Annotated in this window: 16 protein-coding genes; 11 read left to right on the forward strand and 5 right to left on the reverse strand. The window is 72.8% G+C overall.

The window, feature by feature from the left end; genetic code table 11:
- Positions 1 to 80 precede the first annotated feature (80 nt).
- On the reverse strand, positions 81 to 1,274 hold the full coding sequence (gene proB, locus ACN28C_RS09070; RefSeq protein WP_422773080.1) for a glutamate 5-kinase: 1,194 nt from the start codon (positions 1,272 to 1,274) through the stop codon (positions 81 to 83).
- A 70-nt stretch (positions 1,275 to 1,344) separates the two neighbouring features.
- Here proB and ACN28C_RS09075 point away from each other — a divergent pair, with 70 nt between their 5' ends.
- Positions 1,345 to 1,653 carry an MGMT family protein gene (locus ACN28C_RS09075; RefSeq protein WP_422773081.1) on the forward strand — a complete coding sequence of 103 codons (309 nt, stop codon included), beginning with the start codon at positions 1,345 to 1,347 and terminating at the stop codon, positions 1,651 to 1,653.
- A 37-nt stretch (positions 1,654 to 1,690) separates the two neighbouring features.
- Here the strand turns inward: ACN28C_RS09075 and ACN28C_RS09080 are convergent, their stop codons facing one another.
- Complete coding sequence (locus tag ACN28C_RS09080) at positions 1,691 to 2,338, reverse strand: hypothetical protein (RefSeq protein WP_422773082.1); 648 nt, start codon at positions 2,336 to 2,338, stop codon at positions 1,691 to 1,693.
- A 195-nt stretch (positions 2,339 to 2,533) separates the two neighbouring features.
- Here ACN28C_RS09080 and ACN28C_RS09085 point away from each other — a divergent pair, with 195 nt between their 5' ends.
- Positions 2,534 to 3,454, forward strand: coding sequence for a TAXI family TRAP transporter solute-binding subunit (locus ACN28C_RS09085; RefSeq protein ID WP_422774592.1), 921 nt, complete (start codon positions 2,534 to 2,536; stop codon positions 3,452 to 3,454).
- A 67-nt stretch (positions 3,455 to 3,521) separates the two neighbouring features.
- Here ACN28C_RS09085 and ACN28C_RS09090 read toward each other — a convergent pair whose 3' ends face one another.
- Together ACN28C_RS09090 and ACN28C_RS09095 are read right to left on the reverse strand one after the other, a co-directional pair.
- On the reverse strand, positions 3,522 to 4,898 hold the full coding sequence (locus tag ACN28C_RS09090) for an ATP-binding protein (protein WP_422773083.1): 1,377 nt from the start codon (positions 4,896 to 4,898) through the stop codon (positions 3,522 to 3,524).
- A 15-nt stretch (positions 4,899 to 4,913) separates the two neighbouring features.
- A complete protein-coding gene (locus tag ACN28C_RS09095; protein ID WP_422773084.1) occupies positions 4,914 to 5,570 on the reverse strand; it encodes a response regulator transcription factor in 657 nt (218 codons plus the stop codon).
- 197 nt (positions 5,571 to 5,767) lie between these two features.
- Here ACN28C_RS09095 and ACN28C_RS09100 point away from each other — a divergent pair, with 197 nt between their 5' ends.
- The 9 genes from ACN28C_RS09100 (at position 5,768) to ACN28C_RS09140 (ending at position 13,980) form a co-directional block, all read left to right on the forward strand.
- The gene (locus ACN28C_RS09100) at positions 5,768 to 7,207 is read left to right on the forward strand and encodes an MFS transporter (RefSeq protein ID WP_422773085.1); all 1,440 of its coding nucleotides are present in this window, start codon (positions 5,768 to 5,770) and stop codon (positions 7,205 to 7,207) included.
- Between the two features lie 52 nt (positions 7,208 to 7,259).
- Positions 7,260 to 7,427 (forward strand): GntR family transcriptional regulator, encoded by a 168-nt coding sequence (locus ACN28C_RS09105; protein ID WP_422774593.1) that lies wholly within the window; start codon positions 7,260 to 7,262, stop codon positions 7,425 to 7,427.
- 85 nt (positions 7,428 to 7,512) lie between these two features.
- Complete coding sequence (locus ACN28C_RS09110; RefSeq protein WP_422773086.1) at positions 7,513 to 8,982, forward strand: pyridoxal phosphate-dependent decarboxylase family protein; 1,470 nt, start codon at positions 7,513 to 7,515, stop codon at positions 8,980 to 8,982.
- A 149-nt stretch (positions 8,983 to 9,131) separates the two neighbouring features.
- Positions 9,132 to 9,875 carry a lytic polysaccharide monooxygenase gene (locus tag ACN28C_RS09115; RefSeq protein ID WP_422773087.1) on the forward strand — a complete coding sequence of 248 codons (744 nt, stop codon included), beginning with the start codon at positions 9,132 to 9,134 and terminating at the stop codon, positions 9,873 to 9,875.
- A gap of 106 nt (positions 9,876 to 9,981) precedes the next feature.
- Positions 9,982 to 10,629 carry a DUF305 domain-containing protein gene (locus tag ACN28C_RS09120; protein WP_422773088.1) on the forward strand — a complete coding sequence of 216 codons (648 nt, stop codon included), beginning with the start codon at positions 9,982 to 9,984 and terminating at the stop codon, positions 10,627 to 10,629.
- A gap of 119 nt (positions 10,630 to 10,748) precedes the next feature.
- The gene (locus ACN28C_RS09125; protein WP_422771730.1) at positions 10,749 to 11,867 is read left to right on the forward strand and encodes an IS630 family transposase; all 1,119 of its coding nucleotides are present in this window, start codon (positions 10,749 to 10,751) and stop codon (positions 11,865 to 11,867) included.
- A gap of 255 nt (positions 11,868 to 12,122) precedes the next feature.
- Positions 12,123 to 12,893, forward strand: a complete 771-nt coding sequence (locus ACN28C_RS09130) for an ArsR family transcriptional regulator (RefSeq protein WP_422773089.1) — start codon at positions 12,123 to 12,125, stop codon at positions 12,891 to 12,893.
- Positions 12,894 to 12,906: 13 nt separating this feature from the next.
- Positions 12,907 to 13,296, forward strand: a complete 390-nt coding sequence (locus ACN28C_RS09135) for a VOC family protein (protein WP_422773090.1) — start codon at positions 12,907 to 12,909, stop codon at positions 13,294 to 13,296.
- 87 nt (positions 13,297 to 13,383) lie between these two features.
- Complete coding sequence (locus ACN28C_RS09140) at positions 13,384 to 13,980, forward strand: NADH-quinone oxidoreductase subunit B (RefSeq protein WP_422773091.1); 597 nt, start codon at positions 13,384 to 13,386, stop codon at positions 13,978 to 13,980.
- A 69-nt stretch (positions 13,981 to 14,049) separates the two neighbouring features.
- Here ACN28C_RS09140 and ACN28C_RS09145 read toward each other — a convergent pair whose 3' ends face one another.
- Positions 14,050 to 15,093, reverse strand: coding sequence for a glucose 1-dehydrogenase (locus ACN28C_RS09145; RefSeq protein WP_422773092.1), 1,044 nt, complete (start codon positions 15,091 to 15,093; stop codon positions 14,050 to 14,052).
- Between the last annotated feature and the right edge of the window lie 9 nt (positions 15,094 to 15,102).

Genomic DNA, 15,102 nt, shown 5'->3' on the forward strand with positions numbered 1-15,102 from the left:
GCCTGAGCGCGCCAGCGCCTGAGCGCGCCAGCGCCTGAGCGCGCCGGCCGGGTCGGGATGCGCGTGGGGTGCCGTCGGGATCAGACCAGCAGGACCAGGTCGTCGCGGTGCACGACCTCCCGTTCGTAGCCGGGACCGAGGGCGGCGGCGAGCTCCGAGGTGGAGCGGCCGAGCAGGCCGGGCAGCTCCACCGCGTCATAGTTGACCAGCCCACGGGCGACCGCCGCGCCCGCGCCGTCCACCAGGTCCACCGGGTCGCCGGCGGTGAACGCGCCGTCGACGGCGGTGATCCCGGCCGGCAGCAGGGACTTGCGCCGGGCCACCACCGCCTGCACCGCGCCGGGGTCGAGGTGCAGCCGCCCCCGGGGCGAGGTGGCGTGGGCCAGCCAGAAGAGCCGGGCCGCCGGCCGCTGCCGTACCCGGTGGAAGAGCGTGCCGACCGGCTCGCCGGCGAGCGCCGCCGGAGCCAGCGGGGTCGCGGTCAGCACCACCGGGATGCCGAACCCGGTGGCGATCCGGGCCGCCTCGACCTTGGTGACCATGCCGCCGGTGCCGACCCCGGCCCGGCCGGCGCGCCCGATCGCCACGCCGGCCAGATCCTGCTCGTCGCGGACCTCCTCGATCCGTACGGTGCCGGGCCGGGCCGGGTCACCGGTGTAGAGGGCGTCCACGTCGGAGAGGAGCACCAGCAGGTCGGCGTGAACCAGCGCGGCCACCAGGGCGGCCAGCCGGTCGTTGTCGCCGAACCGGATCTCGTCGGTGGCGACCGTGTCGTTCTCGTTGACGATCGGCACCGCGCCCAGGTCGAGCAGCTTCCGCAGCGTCCGGTAGGCGTTGCGGTAGTGCGCCCGCCGGGTCACGTCGTCCACGGTCAGCAGCACCTGGCCGACCGTGCGGCCGTGCCGGGCGAACCCGGCCGAGTAGCGCCCGATCAGCAGCCCCTGCCCGACGCTGGCGGCGGCCTGCTGGGTGGCGAGGTCGCGGGGCCGGGCCGGCAACCCGAGCGGGGCGAGCCCGGCGGCGATCGCCCCGGACGAGACCAGCACCAGTTCCCGCCGCTCCGCCGCTGGGCCGCCCCGCCGGCGCCCCGCCCCGGACGGCCGCTGGCCGGGCTCGGTGGCGGGGCCGGCGGCCGGACCACCCGCCAGCCAGCCGGCGAGTACGTCGGCCAGCGCGTCGACCCGCTCCGCGTCGAGTCCACCGGCGGCGGTGGTCAGCGACGACGAGCCGACCTTGACCACGATCCGGTGTGCTGTGGTGACTGCTTCCCGCACCCGCCCATTCTGCTCGGCCGGCCCGTGTTGCCCCGCCCTGCCGCCCCGCCCTCCCATATCGTGGCAGCTCATGACACCTGAGGAGTACGTCGAAGAGGTGCTCGCGCTGGTCGAGCGGATCCCGCCCGGCCGGGTGATGTCGTACGGCTCGATCGCCGACCACCTCGCCGACCGCTCCGGCCGGTCGTCGGCCCGGCTGGTCGGCTCGATCATGGCCCGGCACGGTGGCGGGGTGCCGTGGTACCGGGTGGTCACCTCGGCGGGCCGGCTGCCACCAGGGCACGAAACCGAGGCACGGACCCGGCTGCGCGCCGAGGGCACCCCGCTGCGCGGCACCGGCGTCGACATGGCGGTCGCCGACTGGCATCCGGCCGACTGACTCACCAAGCGCCCAGCGGCCGTGCCGGCGGGTGTGTTCAGGTCGCCAGCGGAAACCGCTCGGCGCTGCGCCGCAGGACGCGCTCCCGGTCCGGACCGCCCGGCACGGTCACCAGCAGGCAACCCGAGCGCGGTGCGACCGAGGCCGCCGAGCCGAGCAGGTTGGCGCTGCGCACCAGCACGGCGGCGAGTTCGGTGTCGCGGATCCGTACCCCGAGGATGGTGGTGCGGACGTGCCGGCCGGCGGCGAGCAGCGCGGCGCGCCAGGCGGCGGCGGCCAGCGCCTGCCGACGGGCGTGCCGGGGCGCCGAGGCGCCGACGGCGGCCGGGTCGAGCAGGGCGGTACGCCCCTGCCGCCAGCCCATCGACAGCACGACCGGCTGCCCCGGCTCGGCCACGTGCAGGCGGTGCAGCTCGTAGCGGCGCCGGACACCGGCGGTGACCCGCTCCGACCGGGCGGGTGTGCCGAGCCGGGCCAGCAGTTCCGCGAGGCGGGTCGCGGCAGCCTCCGAGCTGAACTCGGCCACCAGGGTGGTCGGCTGCCGCACCTCCTCCGCTCGGATGCACCTGACCAGGCACGCCGCCTCGAAGGCATCCGCCAGCGAGGCTCGGTCCAGCAGGCTGGTTCTGCCGGACGGCCGTGGGGGCGGTGGCGTCAAGGCGTACGCCCCGGTGCTCCGGACCATCTGTCGCCCCCCGTACTCGCGACAACCAACTACCGTCAACGGTGGCCGTTGGCGCTGCGGGACGGTAGACATCGCTCGAAGGCTTGAGCAAAATTTGCGGTGAGTGTCGATCATCGCCGGGGTGGTGACGGGGTGGCCGGGAGAGCGCCGGGCCGGAGCGGACCCGGCTGGAGAGGAGCCCGCCGGCCGTTCGGCGTGCTCACCGTGGCGCTGGTCGCGGTCGCCACCGCCCTGCCGGCCGTCGCCGGCTGCACTCCGACGTCGGCGGAGCCGACCAGACTGCGCATCGCGACCGGCAGCGCGACCGCCGTCTACTATGCCGTCGGTCAGTCCCTGGCCACCATCCTCAACCGGGAGTTGCCGGACGTGACGGCCAGTGTCGTGGTGACCGCCGCCTCCGCGGAGAACGTCAGGCTGGTCCGCGCCGGCGAGGCCGAGCTGGCCTTCACCCAGGCCGACATCCTGGCCACCGAGCCGGTGCCCGGTGAGGGGCTGAGCGCGATCGCCCGGGTCTACGACGACCTGCTGCACCTGGTGACCCGGGCGCAGGGACCGATCCGCCACCTGGCGGACCTGAAGGGTCGGCGGGTGGCGATCGGCGCACCGGGGTCGGGGACGGCGATCACGGCGGAACGCCTGCTCAAGGTGGCCGAGGTCGACGACGACCTGGCCGAGCCGCTCCCACTCGGCATCGACGACTCGGTGGCCGCACTGCGGGCCGGCACCATCGACGCGTTCTTCTTCTCCGGCGGGCTGCCGGTGAAGGCGGTCGCCGACTTCGCCGCCGAGACCCCGGCCCGCTTCGTCGACCTGGGACAGTGGGTCGAGCCGCTGCGCCGATCCCATGAGGAGGTGTACGTCGCCCGGGACATCCCGGCCTCGGCGTACGGGACGGAGCCGGTGACCACCGTGGCTGTGCCCAACTACCTGGTCGTGGCGACGAGCATGCCGGAGCAGCTGGTCTACGACGTGACCCGGCTGTTGATGCAGCGCCGCGACGAGCTCAGCGGCGCGCATCCGGCCGCCGCCCGGCTGAACCCGCAGTCGGCGATCACCACCACCCCGCTCGCCCTGCACCCCGGCGCCGCCCGCTACTACCAGACCCACAAGCCCTGACCCGCCCGGTCCAGGGTGCAAGGCGGGGGCCCTTCTACAACAGAAAGCGATAAGCGGGGGCCCTTCCTTACGCCTCGGCTGCGCGGAACCAGGCTTCGGCGGTCAGTCCGGTCGGGGCGGCCGGGTGCATGGTGAGCCGGCCGCCGGAGGCGTCGACGAGAACCGCGACGATGGTCAGGCCCAGGCCGGCGCCGTCGATGTTCTGGGTGTCCGGGGCCCGCCAGAAGCGCTCGGTGGACGATTCGAGTTGTGCACCGGTCATTCCCGGACCGTCGTCGGTGACCCGGACGGCGACGCCGCCGTCGAGCCGGTGCACCGAGACCTCGACCCGGCCACCGGGGCGGCCGAACTTGATGGCGTTGTCGACGAGCGCGTCGAGGACCTGGTCGATCGCGGTACGAACCGCGTGCGCGTACGCCGGGCCGGCGGTCGGGGCCAGGGTCAGGGTGATGCCCCGGTGGTTCGCCAGCGGCTGCCACGCGGCGACCCGGGAGGCGGCCACCGCCGCCGCGTCGACCCGCACCATCGTGTGCCGGGCCCGCTCGGTACGGGCCAGCGTGAGCAGGCCGTCGAGGACCTGGGCCAGCCGGTCGGTCTCCTCCAGCGCCAGCCGGTGTTCGTCCCGGCCGGAGGAGTCGGTGAGGCTCGGGCCGAGTTCCTCGACCCGCAGCCGTAGCGCGGTCAGCGGGTTGCGGAGCTGGTGGCTGGCGTGTGCGACGAAGGCCCGCTGCCGGTCCAGGGCGTCGGCGACCGCGTCGGCCATCTCGTTGAAACTGGTGGCGAGCCGGCGCAGTTCCGGTGGCCCCTGCTGGGTCGGCACCCGGGCCTTGCCGTCGCCGGCCGCGATGTCGTGGGTCACCACGTCGAGTACGGTCACCGGGCGCAGCACCCAGCCGGCGAGCCGGAACGCCGTCATCACCCCGGCGGAGACGGCGAGCAGTCCGATGGCGGCCAGCGCCACCCACCAGACGGTGACGGTGCGGCGTACCCGGGTGGTGGCCGAGACCGTGACGACGGCGCCGATCACCTCGCCGCCGTCGTTCACCGGCACCGCCACCACCAGCGGGCCGGTCTGCCAGGGCCAGAGCACCTCCGGCACGGTCATCTGCCGGCCGGCGAGGGCGCCGAAGATCGCGGCGGCGGTCGGTTCGGAGTCCAGTGGGGTGCCGGCCGCTGCTACCACCGGACGTCGTTCCCGGTCGATGACCGCCGCGCCGATCCCGTACAGCTCGTGGTAGCGACGCAGTTCGTCGGTGATCGCGCTGACCGTGCCGGTCCGCAGTGCGGGCCCGGAGAGCGAGGCGAACCGGTTGGCGTCGGCGAGCCGGTCGGCCCGGATCCGCTCGGTCTCCCGGTTGGCGAGGGTCACCGCCAGCGGGGTTTCCAGGGCGAGCAGGACCAGGATCATGAGCAGCGAGTAGCTGAACACCAGGCGGCGGCGCACGGCGGGACTCCGGCTCTACTCGGCCCGGAGCCGGTAGCCGATGCCGCGTACCGTCTGCACCAGGTCGGGGTCGCCGAGCTTTCCGCGCAACGAGCCGACGTGCACCTCGACGGTGTGCCGGGCGGCGCCGGTGGTGGGCCAGACGTCGAGGACGATCCGCTCGTGCGGCACCACCACCCCGACCTGCCGGGCCAGCGAGACCAGGATGTCGAACTCCTTGCGGGTCAACGAGATCTCGGCACCGCGCACCGTGACCAGCCGGGCGGCGACGTCGATCCAGATCGGACCGACCTCGACGGACTCCGGGCGGGGCGCGCCGACCCGGGCCCGGCGCAGCACCGCGACGATCCGGGCCTCCAGCTCGGCCATGGAGAAGGGCTTCACCACGTAGTCGTCGGCGCCCATCCGTAGCCCGATGACCCGGTCGCGTTCCTCACCCCGGGCGGTGACCGCGATGATGCCGAGCTGCGCGCTGCGCTGCCGCAGGGCGCGGCAGACCTCGACCCCGTCGCCGTCGGGCAGCGTGAGGTCGAGCAGCACGAGGTCGCAGGGGGCGGCGGCGAGCGCCGCGGCGGCCGTGCCGGCCCGCTCCACGTCGTAGCCGCGCCGGGAGAGGGCGGCGGCCATCGCGCCGGCCACCCGGGCGTCGTCCTCGACCAACAGGATGCGCATGCCGGCCCGCTCCTCGTCTGTCGTAGGCAGCCGGTGCGATCATCCCGCATCGGCGCCACCGGACACAGCGGTGCGGAATGCCAGGATTCTCAAGATTGCCGCAAATTCGCACCGGCGTGGCGGTGGCCGATCGGTGGCAGGTAGCGCACGAAAGCGGGAGCCCAGAAACAAGATCGGGACCGCTACCATCCCAGCGCATGGACGCCGTGCCCGGCACCCACGCCGACAGGCCCGCCGGATCCCCTCTCCCGCCGGATTCCGCCACAGCGCCCTCCGGATCCGTGCTGCCGCGCCGGGTGCATGCCGGCTACGCGCTCGGCTCGCTCGCCACCGGCGCCTTCGGCACGGTGCCCGGCCTGGTGCTGCTGCCGTACCTGACCGACACCCTCGGGGTGGCCGCCGGGGTCGCCGCGCTGCTGGTGCTGCTGCCGAAGGCCTGGGACGTGCTGGTGAACCCGGTCGCCGGCCGGATCTCCGACCGGACCCGTTCGCGCTGGGGTGCCCGCCGGCCGTACCTGCTCGGCGGCGGGCTCGGCCTGGCCGTGCTCTTCGCCGGCATCTTCGCCGCGCCGTTTCCGCCCGGTCCGGCCGCCGCCGGCTACGTCGCGCTGGCCTTCCTGCTCACCGCGACCGCGTTCGCCTTCTTCCAGGTGCCGTACGTGGCGATGCCGGCCGAGCTGACCGACGACTACGCCGAGCGGACCCGCCTGATGACCTGGCGGATCGCGGTGCTGGCGCTCGCCATCCTGGTCTCCGGCGCGCTGGCCCCGATGGTGGTCCGGGCCGGTGGCGACGGGGTGGCCGGGCACCGCTGGCTGGGGCTCTTCGTGGCGGTGCTGATCGCGGTCGGCGCGGTCGGCACCTTCCTCGGCACCCGTTCCGCGCCGACCGGCGACGTGGTGGAGAGCGAGCCGAGCCTGCGGCGCCAGTTCGCCGTGGTGGCGGCCAACCGGCCGTTCCGGCTGCTGCTTGTCTGTTTCGTGGTCCAGGCCGCCGGCATCGCGACCGTGCTGGCCGGGGTCAACTACTTCGCCGAGCACGTGCTGCGGGACCGGCAGACCGGGCCGACGCTGCTCTTCGCCTGCTTCGTCGGGCCGGCGCTGCTGGTGATGCCGCTCTGGAGCCGGGCCGGCGCCCGGCTCGGCAAGCCCCGGGCCTTCGGGTACGCCTCGCTGCTCTTCGCCGGTGGCGCGCTGGCACTGGTCGCGGCGCCGGTGCTGCCGGCCCCGGCGGTCTACCTGGTGGTCGCGGCGATCGGCTGCGGCTACGCCGGCCAGCAGGTCTTCGGGATGGCGATGCTGCCGGACTGCATCGCCTACGACACCGCCCGCACCGGCCGGCGCCAGGCAGGCGTCTTCACCGGGGTCTGGACGGCCGGCGAGACGTTCGGGCTGGCGCTCGGGCCGGGCATCTACGGCCTGGTGCTGCAACTCTCCGGCTACGTCTCGTCGTCGACCGGTACGGCGGCGGCGCAGTCCGGCACCGCCCGGCTCGGGGTGCTGGTCGGCTTCAGCGTGCTCCCCGCCCTGCTGGTCGGGCTCGCCCTGCTGAGCATGCGCGGCTACGACCTCACCCCGGAGCGGCTGGCGGCGGCCTCCGCCGACGATCCGGAGCGCCGCGGGGCGCCGGCCGGCTGATCTCGGCCGGGCCGGCCGAGGGTACGCCGCCCGCCGCGCTCCGCCTTAACGGATCGAGGCGGGCGAGTTTCCGCCCGGCTCCAGATTGCCGAGCCGGCGGGAGCTGACCGAGCACTACGGCGTGACGGAGCCGGTGATCGACCGGGCCATGCAGAACCTCCGGGCCAAGGGCATCACGGAGACGCTGCCCGGCGTCGGGGTCTACGTCCGAGAGCGCTGATCCCGGCACCACGGCAGGGAATCGTGCCGTGGTGGCCGGTCGCGGGAGGGTCGACGGGGCGGTTCCGGCTGTTACGGTGGCCGCCATGATCGACGCGTTGCCGCCGGTGGGCGTACCTGCGGACAAGGTGCTGGCCGAGCTCGGCGACCTGCGCGCCGCGGACCTGCCGACGCACGGCGGCCGGCTCTTCGCCTACGTCTACGACCCGGCGGTGCCGGGCCTGGACGAGCTGGCGAATTCGGCGTACGCACTGGCGGCGCACGTCAACGGGCTGGACCCGACCGCCTTCCCCTCCCTGCTGGCGCTGGAGAACGCGCTGGTGGGCGCGGCCGCGCGGCTGCTCGGCGCCGGGCCGGGCACGGCGGCGCCGGAGGTCGTCGGCAGTGTCACCGGCGGCGGCACCGAGTCGCTGATCCTGGCCGTCAAGGCCGCCCGGGACGCCCGGCCCGAGGTGACCCGGCCCCGGCTGGTGGTGCCGGCCACCGGGCACGCCGCCTTCGCCAAGGCGGCCCACTATCTCGGGCTCGCCCTCGACCAGGTGCCGGTCTCGGCGGAGACGTTCCGGCCGGCGCCGGAGGAGGTGGCGGCGGCGATCGGCCCGGAGACGGTCCTGGTCGCCTGTTCGGCGCCGTCGTACCCGCACGGGGTGGTGGACCCGGTCGCCGAGATCGCCGAGGTCGCCGCCATCGCCGGGGTGCGCTGCCACGTGGACGCCTGTTTCGGCGGCTGGACCCTGCCCTACCTGCGCCGGCTCGGCGTGCCGGTGCCGCCGTTCGACTTCGCGCTGCCGGGGGTCACCTCGATCTCGGTGGACCTGCACAAGTACGCGTACGCCCCGAAGGGGGTCTCGGTGCTGCTGCACCGGGATGCCGGGCTGCGCCGCTCGCAGTACTACGCCTTCGCCGGCTGGCCCGGGTACACGCTGGTGAATCCGGTGCTCTCCTCGACCCGGTCGGGTGGGCCGATCGCCGCCGCGTACGCCACGCTGCGGCACCTCGGCGACGCCGGCTACCTGGCGCTGGCCGAGCGGACCCTGACGGCGGTACGGGGGCTCGCCGACGCGGTGTCCGCAGTGGATGGTCTGCGGCTGGTCGCCGAGGCGGAGTCGACGGTGGTCTGCTTCGCCGGTACCGAGCCGGGGCTCGACCTCTTCGTCCTCGCCGACGAGCTGACCCGACGCGGCTGGCACACCCAGCCCCAGCTCTCGTACGCCGGCCTGCCGGCCACCATCCACCTGTCGGTGACCGCCTCGGTGGCGCCGAGGGTGGCGGACTTCGCTGCCGACCTGGCGGCGGCGGTGGCGGACGCCCGGCTCGCCGGCCCGGTGCGGCTTCCGGCCGAGCTGCTGGGCATGCTCGACGCGCTGGCGCCGGAGCAGCTCACCCCGGAACTGGTTGCCCAGATGGCGGCTGGGCTGGGCCTGGATCCGACCGCCGCCGGACGGCCGCTGGAGCGGATGGCGCTGGTCAACACGCTGCTGGAGGCGTCGCCGGTCCCGGTCCGGGAACGGCTGCTCACCGAGTTTCTCGGCCTGCTCCAGCGCCCCGGTTGGTGAGTCCCGGTGGCGCCGGCCGGGAGCGTCCCGGTCGGGCCGCACCGGGGGCGATCCTCGCACCCATCGACGAATGTTGCCGTGCGGTATTTACTGTTAACAATCTTACCTTTATGTTGAGGAGACCTTCCCGTTGAAGTAAGGAGCCCACGATGCGAAGAACCGTGGTCCTGGCGGTCACGACGGTGGCGACCGTCCTCTCCGCCCTCCTCGTGGCCCCGCAGGCCGCCCAGGCACATGGCTACATCTCCTCACCGCCGAGCCGGCAGGCGCTCTGCGCCCAGCGGGCGGTGTCGTTCGACTGCGGTCAGATCCAGTGGGAGCCGCAGAGCGTCGAGGGTCCGAAGGGGCTGCGCAACTGCCACGCCAACATCGGACACTTCGCGATCCTCAACGACGACAGCCGGCCGTGGCCGGCCACCTCGGTCGGACAGTCGGTCAACTTCAACTGGGTCATCACCGCCCGGCACTCGACCAGCACCTGGGAGTACTACATCGGCGGCTCCAGGATCGCCGTCTTCAACGACGGCGGCCGGCAACCGGGCGCCACCGTCTCGCACAACGTCAACATGGGCGGCCGGAGCGGCCGGCAGAAGCTGCTGGCCATCTGGAACATCGCGGACACCGCGAACGCCTTCTACGTCTGCGTCGACCTCCAGATCGGCGGCGGGGGAGGCAACCCGCCTCCGCCGCCCACCACCGCCCCGCCGCCGCCGCCTCCGCCGCCCACCACCGCCCCGCCGCCGCCGGCCGGCGGCACCTGGCGGGCCGGCACGGCATACCAGGTCGGCAGCCAGGTGACCTACGGCGGAGCGACGTACCGCTGCCTCCAGGCGCACACCGCGATCGCCGGCTGGGAGCCGCCGAACGTCCCGGCGCTCTGGCAGCGCATCTGACCGCCCCCGGCGGGACGTTCCCCGTCGCGGATACGGACCCGTACCCCCTGCGGGTCCGTATCCGCCGCCGGAGCGCTCGCGCCGCCCGCACCTGGAGACGGAGAGCATGAGTCGCTGTCGCCGTACCCTGATCGTCACCAGCCTGGTGTTGCTCGGCGGCTGCGGGCCGGCTCCGGCCGGGACCGGTGCCCCGGTCGCGGCGCCCGCACCGGGCCCGAATGGATCCCCGTCCGCCCAGGCCGCCCCGGCCGCTTCCCGGCCGGCACAGGCCGCGCTGAGCGGCGCTTTCAACGAGACCGACGTCATGTTCCTGCAGATGATGGTGACCTCCCATGGCCAGGGGTTGGCGCTGGTCCGGCTGGCCTCCGGGCGGGCGGAGCGTGAAGAACTCAAGATCCTGGCTGCCGCGATAGACGTCACCCAGGAGGCCGAGCAGCAGAGCATGCGGGACTGGCTGCGCGGCTGGGGGCGGGCCACCGCGGCAGACCCGGACTCCGACGTGCACGCCGAACACGGCGGACTGCCGGTGCTCGGACCGGGGCAGCTTGCGGCGCTGGCCAAGACCCGAGGGACGGCGTTCGAGACCGATTTCCTCAACCTGCTGATCGGCCACCAGCACAACGCCGTGGAGCTGGCCCGAATGGAGACGAAGTCCGGCGCCCACCCGGAGGTGCGCGAACTCGCCCGGCGGATCGACCTTTCCCGGACCGCCCAGATCGACCAGATGTTGAAGATGCTGTCCCGGCCCGGCTAGTGCGTTGTCCATGAACGTTCACCGGATCGGCGACACACCGGGACATGTCCGTCGGTAGTCGTCTTCGAAGCCTCACTCTCAACGGCGGTGATATTGGCTGTTGAGAGTGAGGTGACGGCTTGGCTGAGCCGGTCAGGGCACGGCGGCTGACGCAGGAAGAGGGCCGCAAGCTGCAACAACTGGTCCGCCGGGGTAAGCATGATTCGGTCCGGGTGCGCCGGGCGCTGATCATCATGGCGTCGGCGTCCGGGACACCGGTGCCGGCGATCGCGAACCTGATCGCCGGGCACGAGGACACCGTCCGTGACGTGATCCACGCGTTCAACGAGATCGGTCTTCGCGCACTGGACCCTCAGTGGGCGGGAGGCCGTCCCCGCCTGATCAGTGACGACGACATCGCGTTCATCGTCGCGACGGCCAAGGCCCGCCCGAGCACGCTCGGGCGGCCCTTCACCTGCTGGAGCCTGCGCAAACTCGCCGACTACCTCGCCACCGACGCTGCCCGGACCGTGAACGTAGGCAGGGAACGGCTGCGGCAGATCCTGCGCCGTAACGAGGTCAGCTGGCAGCGGACCCGCACCTGGAAGGAATCCAAGGACCCGGACTTCGATGCCAAACTCGACCGGATCGAGGAAGTGACCACCAGGTTCCCGAACCGGTGTTTCGCCTTCGACCAGTTCGGGCCGCTGTCGATCCGCCCGCACCACGGCCGCGGCTGGGCACGGCGGTCGCATCCGGACCGGCTGCCGGCGACCTACCACCGCACGCACGGCATCCGCTACTTCCACGGCTGTTACAGCCTCGGCGACGACCAGCTCTGGGGTGTGAACCGGCGACGCAAAGGCGCCGATCACACCCTGTCCGCGCTGAAATCGATCCGCAGGACGCGGCCGGACGGCGCACCGATCTACGTCATCCTGGACAACCTGTCGGCGAACAAGACCCCGACGATCCGGGCCTGGGCGGCCCGGAACAAGGTCGAGCTGTGTCTCACGCCGACCAGCGCGTCCTGGGCCAACCCGATCGAGGCGCAGTTCGGACCGCTGCGCACGTTCACCATGGCGAACTCGAACCACCCCAACCACACCGTCCTGACCCGCAAGCTGCAGCAATACCTGCGCTGGCGCAACGCCAACGCCCGCCACCCCGACGTCCTCGCCGCCCAACGCCGCGAACGAGCCCGCGTCCGCAGCGAACGACAACACCGCTGGGGACGGCCCCGGCTCAAGGCCGCCTGACCCACTCAGACCCGGCAAACGTTCATGGACAACGCACTAGCCGGCGCCGGCCGCAGACGAGCCCGGGCTGCCGCCGGCGTCCAATCGGCCGGCGCGGCGCGCAATCGGCCGGCGCGCGGTCTGCCGGGCCGGGGTGGACGGTGCCCGGGTGGACGGTGCGCGGGCTGCGTCGCCCTTGCCCGGTTGCAGAGCGGATGCGCATATCCATCAAATTGGCTTGATCTATCAGCTCAGTTTGATGTATCTTTCGTGGTGATGTCGAGTCGAGCGGTCCCAGCGTTTGCGCGTCTCGCCGCACATCCTCTGCGGTGGCGGTTGCTGACCGAGCTCACGGCCGGCGACTACCGGGTCCGAGAACTGGTGACACTGGTGGGTGAGCCGCAGAATCTGGTCTCCTACCACCTGCGGCTACTGCGCGACAGCGGGCTGGTCACCGTCACACGCAGCAGCTTCGACGGCCGCGACAGCTACTACCATCTGGACCTGGAGCGTTGCGCGGAAGCGCTGGCAGACACCGCTGCGGCGCTACACCCCGGGCTGCGCCCCGCACCCGGCGAGCCGCGCGTGCCCCCGGTGGACCTGCGACGTTCGCCCCGCATCGGGGTGCTCTTTCTCTGCACCGGCAACAGCGCCCGCTCGCCGATCGCCGAGGCGCTGCTGCGCCAGCACGCCAATGGGCAGGTCATGACGGCCAGTGCCGGCAGCCGGCCAAGGCCCGACCTGCACCCCAACGCCGTGCGGGTGATGCGAGAAGGCTTTGGCATCGACATCTCCGGTCAGCGTCCCCGGCCCTGGGGCACGCTGACCGGTCGCCGGTTCGACTATGTCGTCACCCTCTGCGACAAGGCTCGCGAGGTGTGCCCCGACTTTCCGGACCACCCGCGGCGAGTGCACTGGAGCGTCCCCGACCCGGACGCGTTCGGCGACACCGACCAGGCCAGCTTCCCCGCCTTCCAACGCACCGCAGCCGACATCGACACCCGGGTCAGACACCTGCTGCCCGTCCTCGGCAGCACACGATACTGAAGGAGATCCAGCCGTGACAGCGTCCGACCGGTACGCCAGTGTCCGCTACATCGTCGACGACGTGGCGGCGGCCGTCGACTTCTACACCACGCATCTCGGGTTCGTCCTGAACACCAGCGCCTCACCTGCCTTCGCCGACGTCGTGCGGGGCCCGCTGCGGCTGTTGCTGTCGGGGGCGGCCAGTTCCGGTGCCCGCGCCACTCCCGACGACGCCACCGCCGCCGGGCGTAACCGTGTCCATCTCACCGTCGATGATCTGGATGCCGAGATCGACCGGCTGCGGCGGGCCGGATTGCCGTTCCGCAGCGATGTGGTCGTCGGCCCGGGAGGACGCCAGATTCTCCTCGCCGATCCCGCCGGCAACCTCGTCGAGTTGTTCCAACCCGCGACGGCCAGTCGGTGAGCAGGGGGCGCTGATGGCTCGACGGCCGAGCCCGGGACTCCGGTCCTGTGGTTCACTGTCGGGTGGGCGACGGGAAGGAGGCCGGCCGTGCAGCTACCCGGGGTGCTCGGAGAGCCGATCCGGTTCGTGCTCAACTGGGGCCGGCGCTATTCCCTGTGGGTCTTCAACTTCGGGCTGGCCTGCTGCGCCATCGAGTTCATCGCGACCAGCATGGGCCGGCACGACTTCATCCGGCTCGGCGTGATCCCGTTCGCGCACGGCCCGCGCCAGGCCGACCTGATGGTGGTCTCCGGCACGGTCACCGACAAGATGGCCCCGGCGATCAAGCGCCTCTACGACCAGATGCCCGAGCCGAAGTACGTCATCTCGTTCGGCGCCTGCTCGAACTGCGGCGGGCCGTACTGGGACTCGTACTCGGTCACCAAGGGCGTCGACCAGATCGTTCCGGTCGACGTCTACGTCCCCGGCTGCCCGCCGCGCCCCGAGGCGCTGCTGCACGGCATCCTGCGGTTGCAGGACAAGATCGCGGCCGAGCGGTCCGGCATCGGCGGTGTCTCCCGACCCGACGACCTGGCGTCACCGGCCGACCGGGCCGGCGCGGCGGACCGGGCGGGCGAGCCGGCCGTCCGCACGGTCGAGTCGCTGACCGCCCCGCCGGTGCCACCACCGACCGGAGATCGCTGATTCCGTCGGGCAGCGGTCCGGTCTCGGGTACCCGTGGCGCGGGTGCCCGCGTCTGCTCCTGGCTCGTGGTCAGTGCGGAAACTCCAGCACCACCTTGATGTCGTCTGGCTCCGAGTGATACGCCGCCGCGTACCGGTCCACCGGGACCCGGCGGGTGATCATCCGGGCCAGCCAGTCCCGGTCGGCGGCGGCCAGCGCCTCGGCGGCGCGTTCCCAGTGCCGTCGGTTGGCGTTGACCGTGCCGAAGACCACGTTGTTCTCCAGCACCAGTGCCCGGTTGAGCGCGCCCGCGTCGAAGTCGATCATTCGTCCTGAGGAGACGCCGGTCAGGCAGACGATGCCGTTCGGCGCCGCCTGGCACATCGCGTCCAGCACCACCGTCGGGGCGCCGGTGCATTCCAGCACGATGTCGAACTCCATGCCGAGCTCGGGGAGGCTGCCGGTGTGGAACGTCCCACCGAGCGCCTCGACCAGGCCGGGCTTCTCTCCGTTCGCCGACCGGTTCAGCACGTGCAGTTCGTAGCCGCGCTGCGCGGCCAGCAGCGAGGCGAGCAGACCGATCGGCCCGGCCCCGGCGACCAGGACCCGCTTCGGTTCCCAGGCGGCCCGGGCACCGATCCGCTCGATGTGCTCCCATGCCTTCGCCAGCACGCTGGTCGGCTCGAGCAGCACTCCCAGCTCGGCCAGGGACGGGTCGAGACGTACGGCGAACTTCGGTGAGACCCGCCAGCGGTCCCGGGCGAAGCCCTGGAGGCACTTGATGCCGTGCTCGGTGTATTGGCCGTTGCGGCACATGTCCCACTCGCCGACGGCACAGTTGGCGCAGGGCACCGGATCCGGATGTCGGACGATCCCGGCCACCAGGTCGCCGGGGGAAAGCGAACCGGACGGATCGTCGAGCACCCGGCCGAGTGATTCGTGCCCGATGACCAGATCGGTGGCGCCGGGAGGCGCCTCGCCGTAGTCGCCGTCGATGATCTCGTGATCGGTGCCGCAGATGCCGACGGCCACGGCCTCCACCAGCACCGAACCTTCGTCAGGGATCGGCTCCGGGAAGTCGTCGACCAACCGCAGGGAATCCGCCCGGCCCGGGGTCACGGTAATCGCGCGCATTCGATGATT

This window comes from Plantactinospora sp. WMMC1484 (assembly GCF_049315195.1).
Lineage (GTDB): Bacteria > Actinomycetota > Actinomycetes > Mycobacteriales > Micromonosporaceae > Plantactinospora.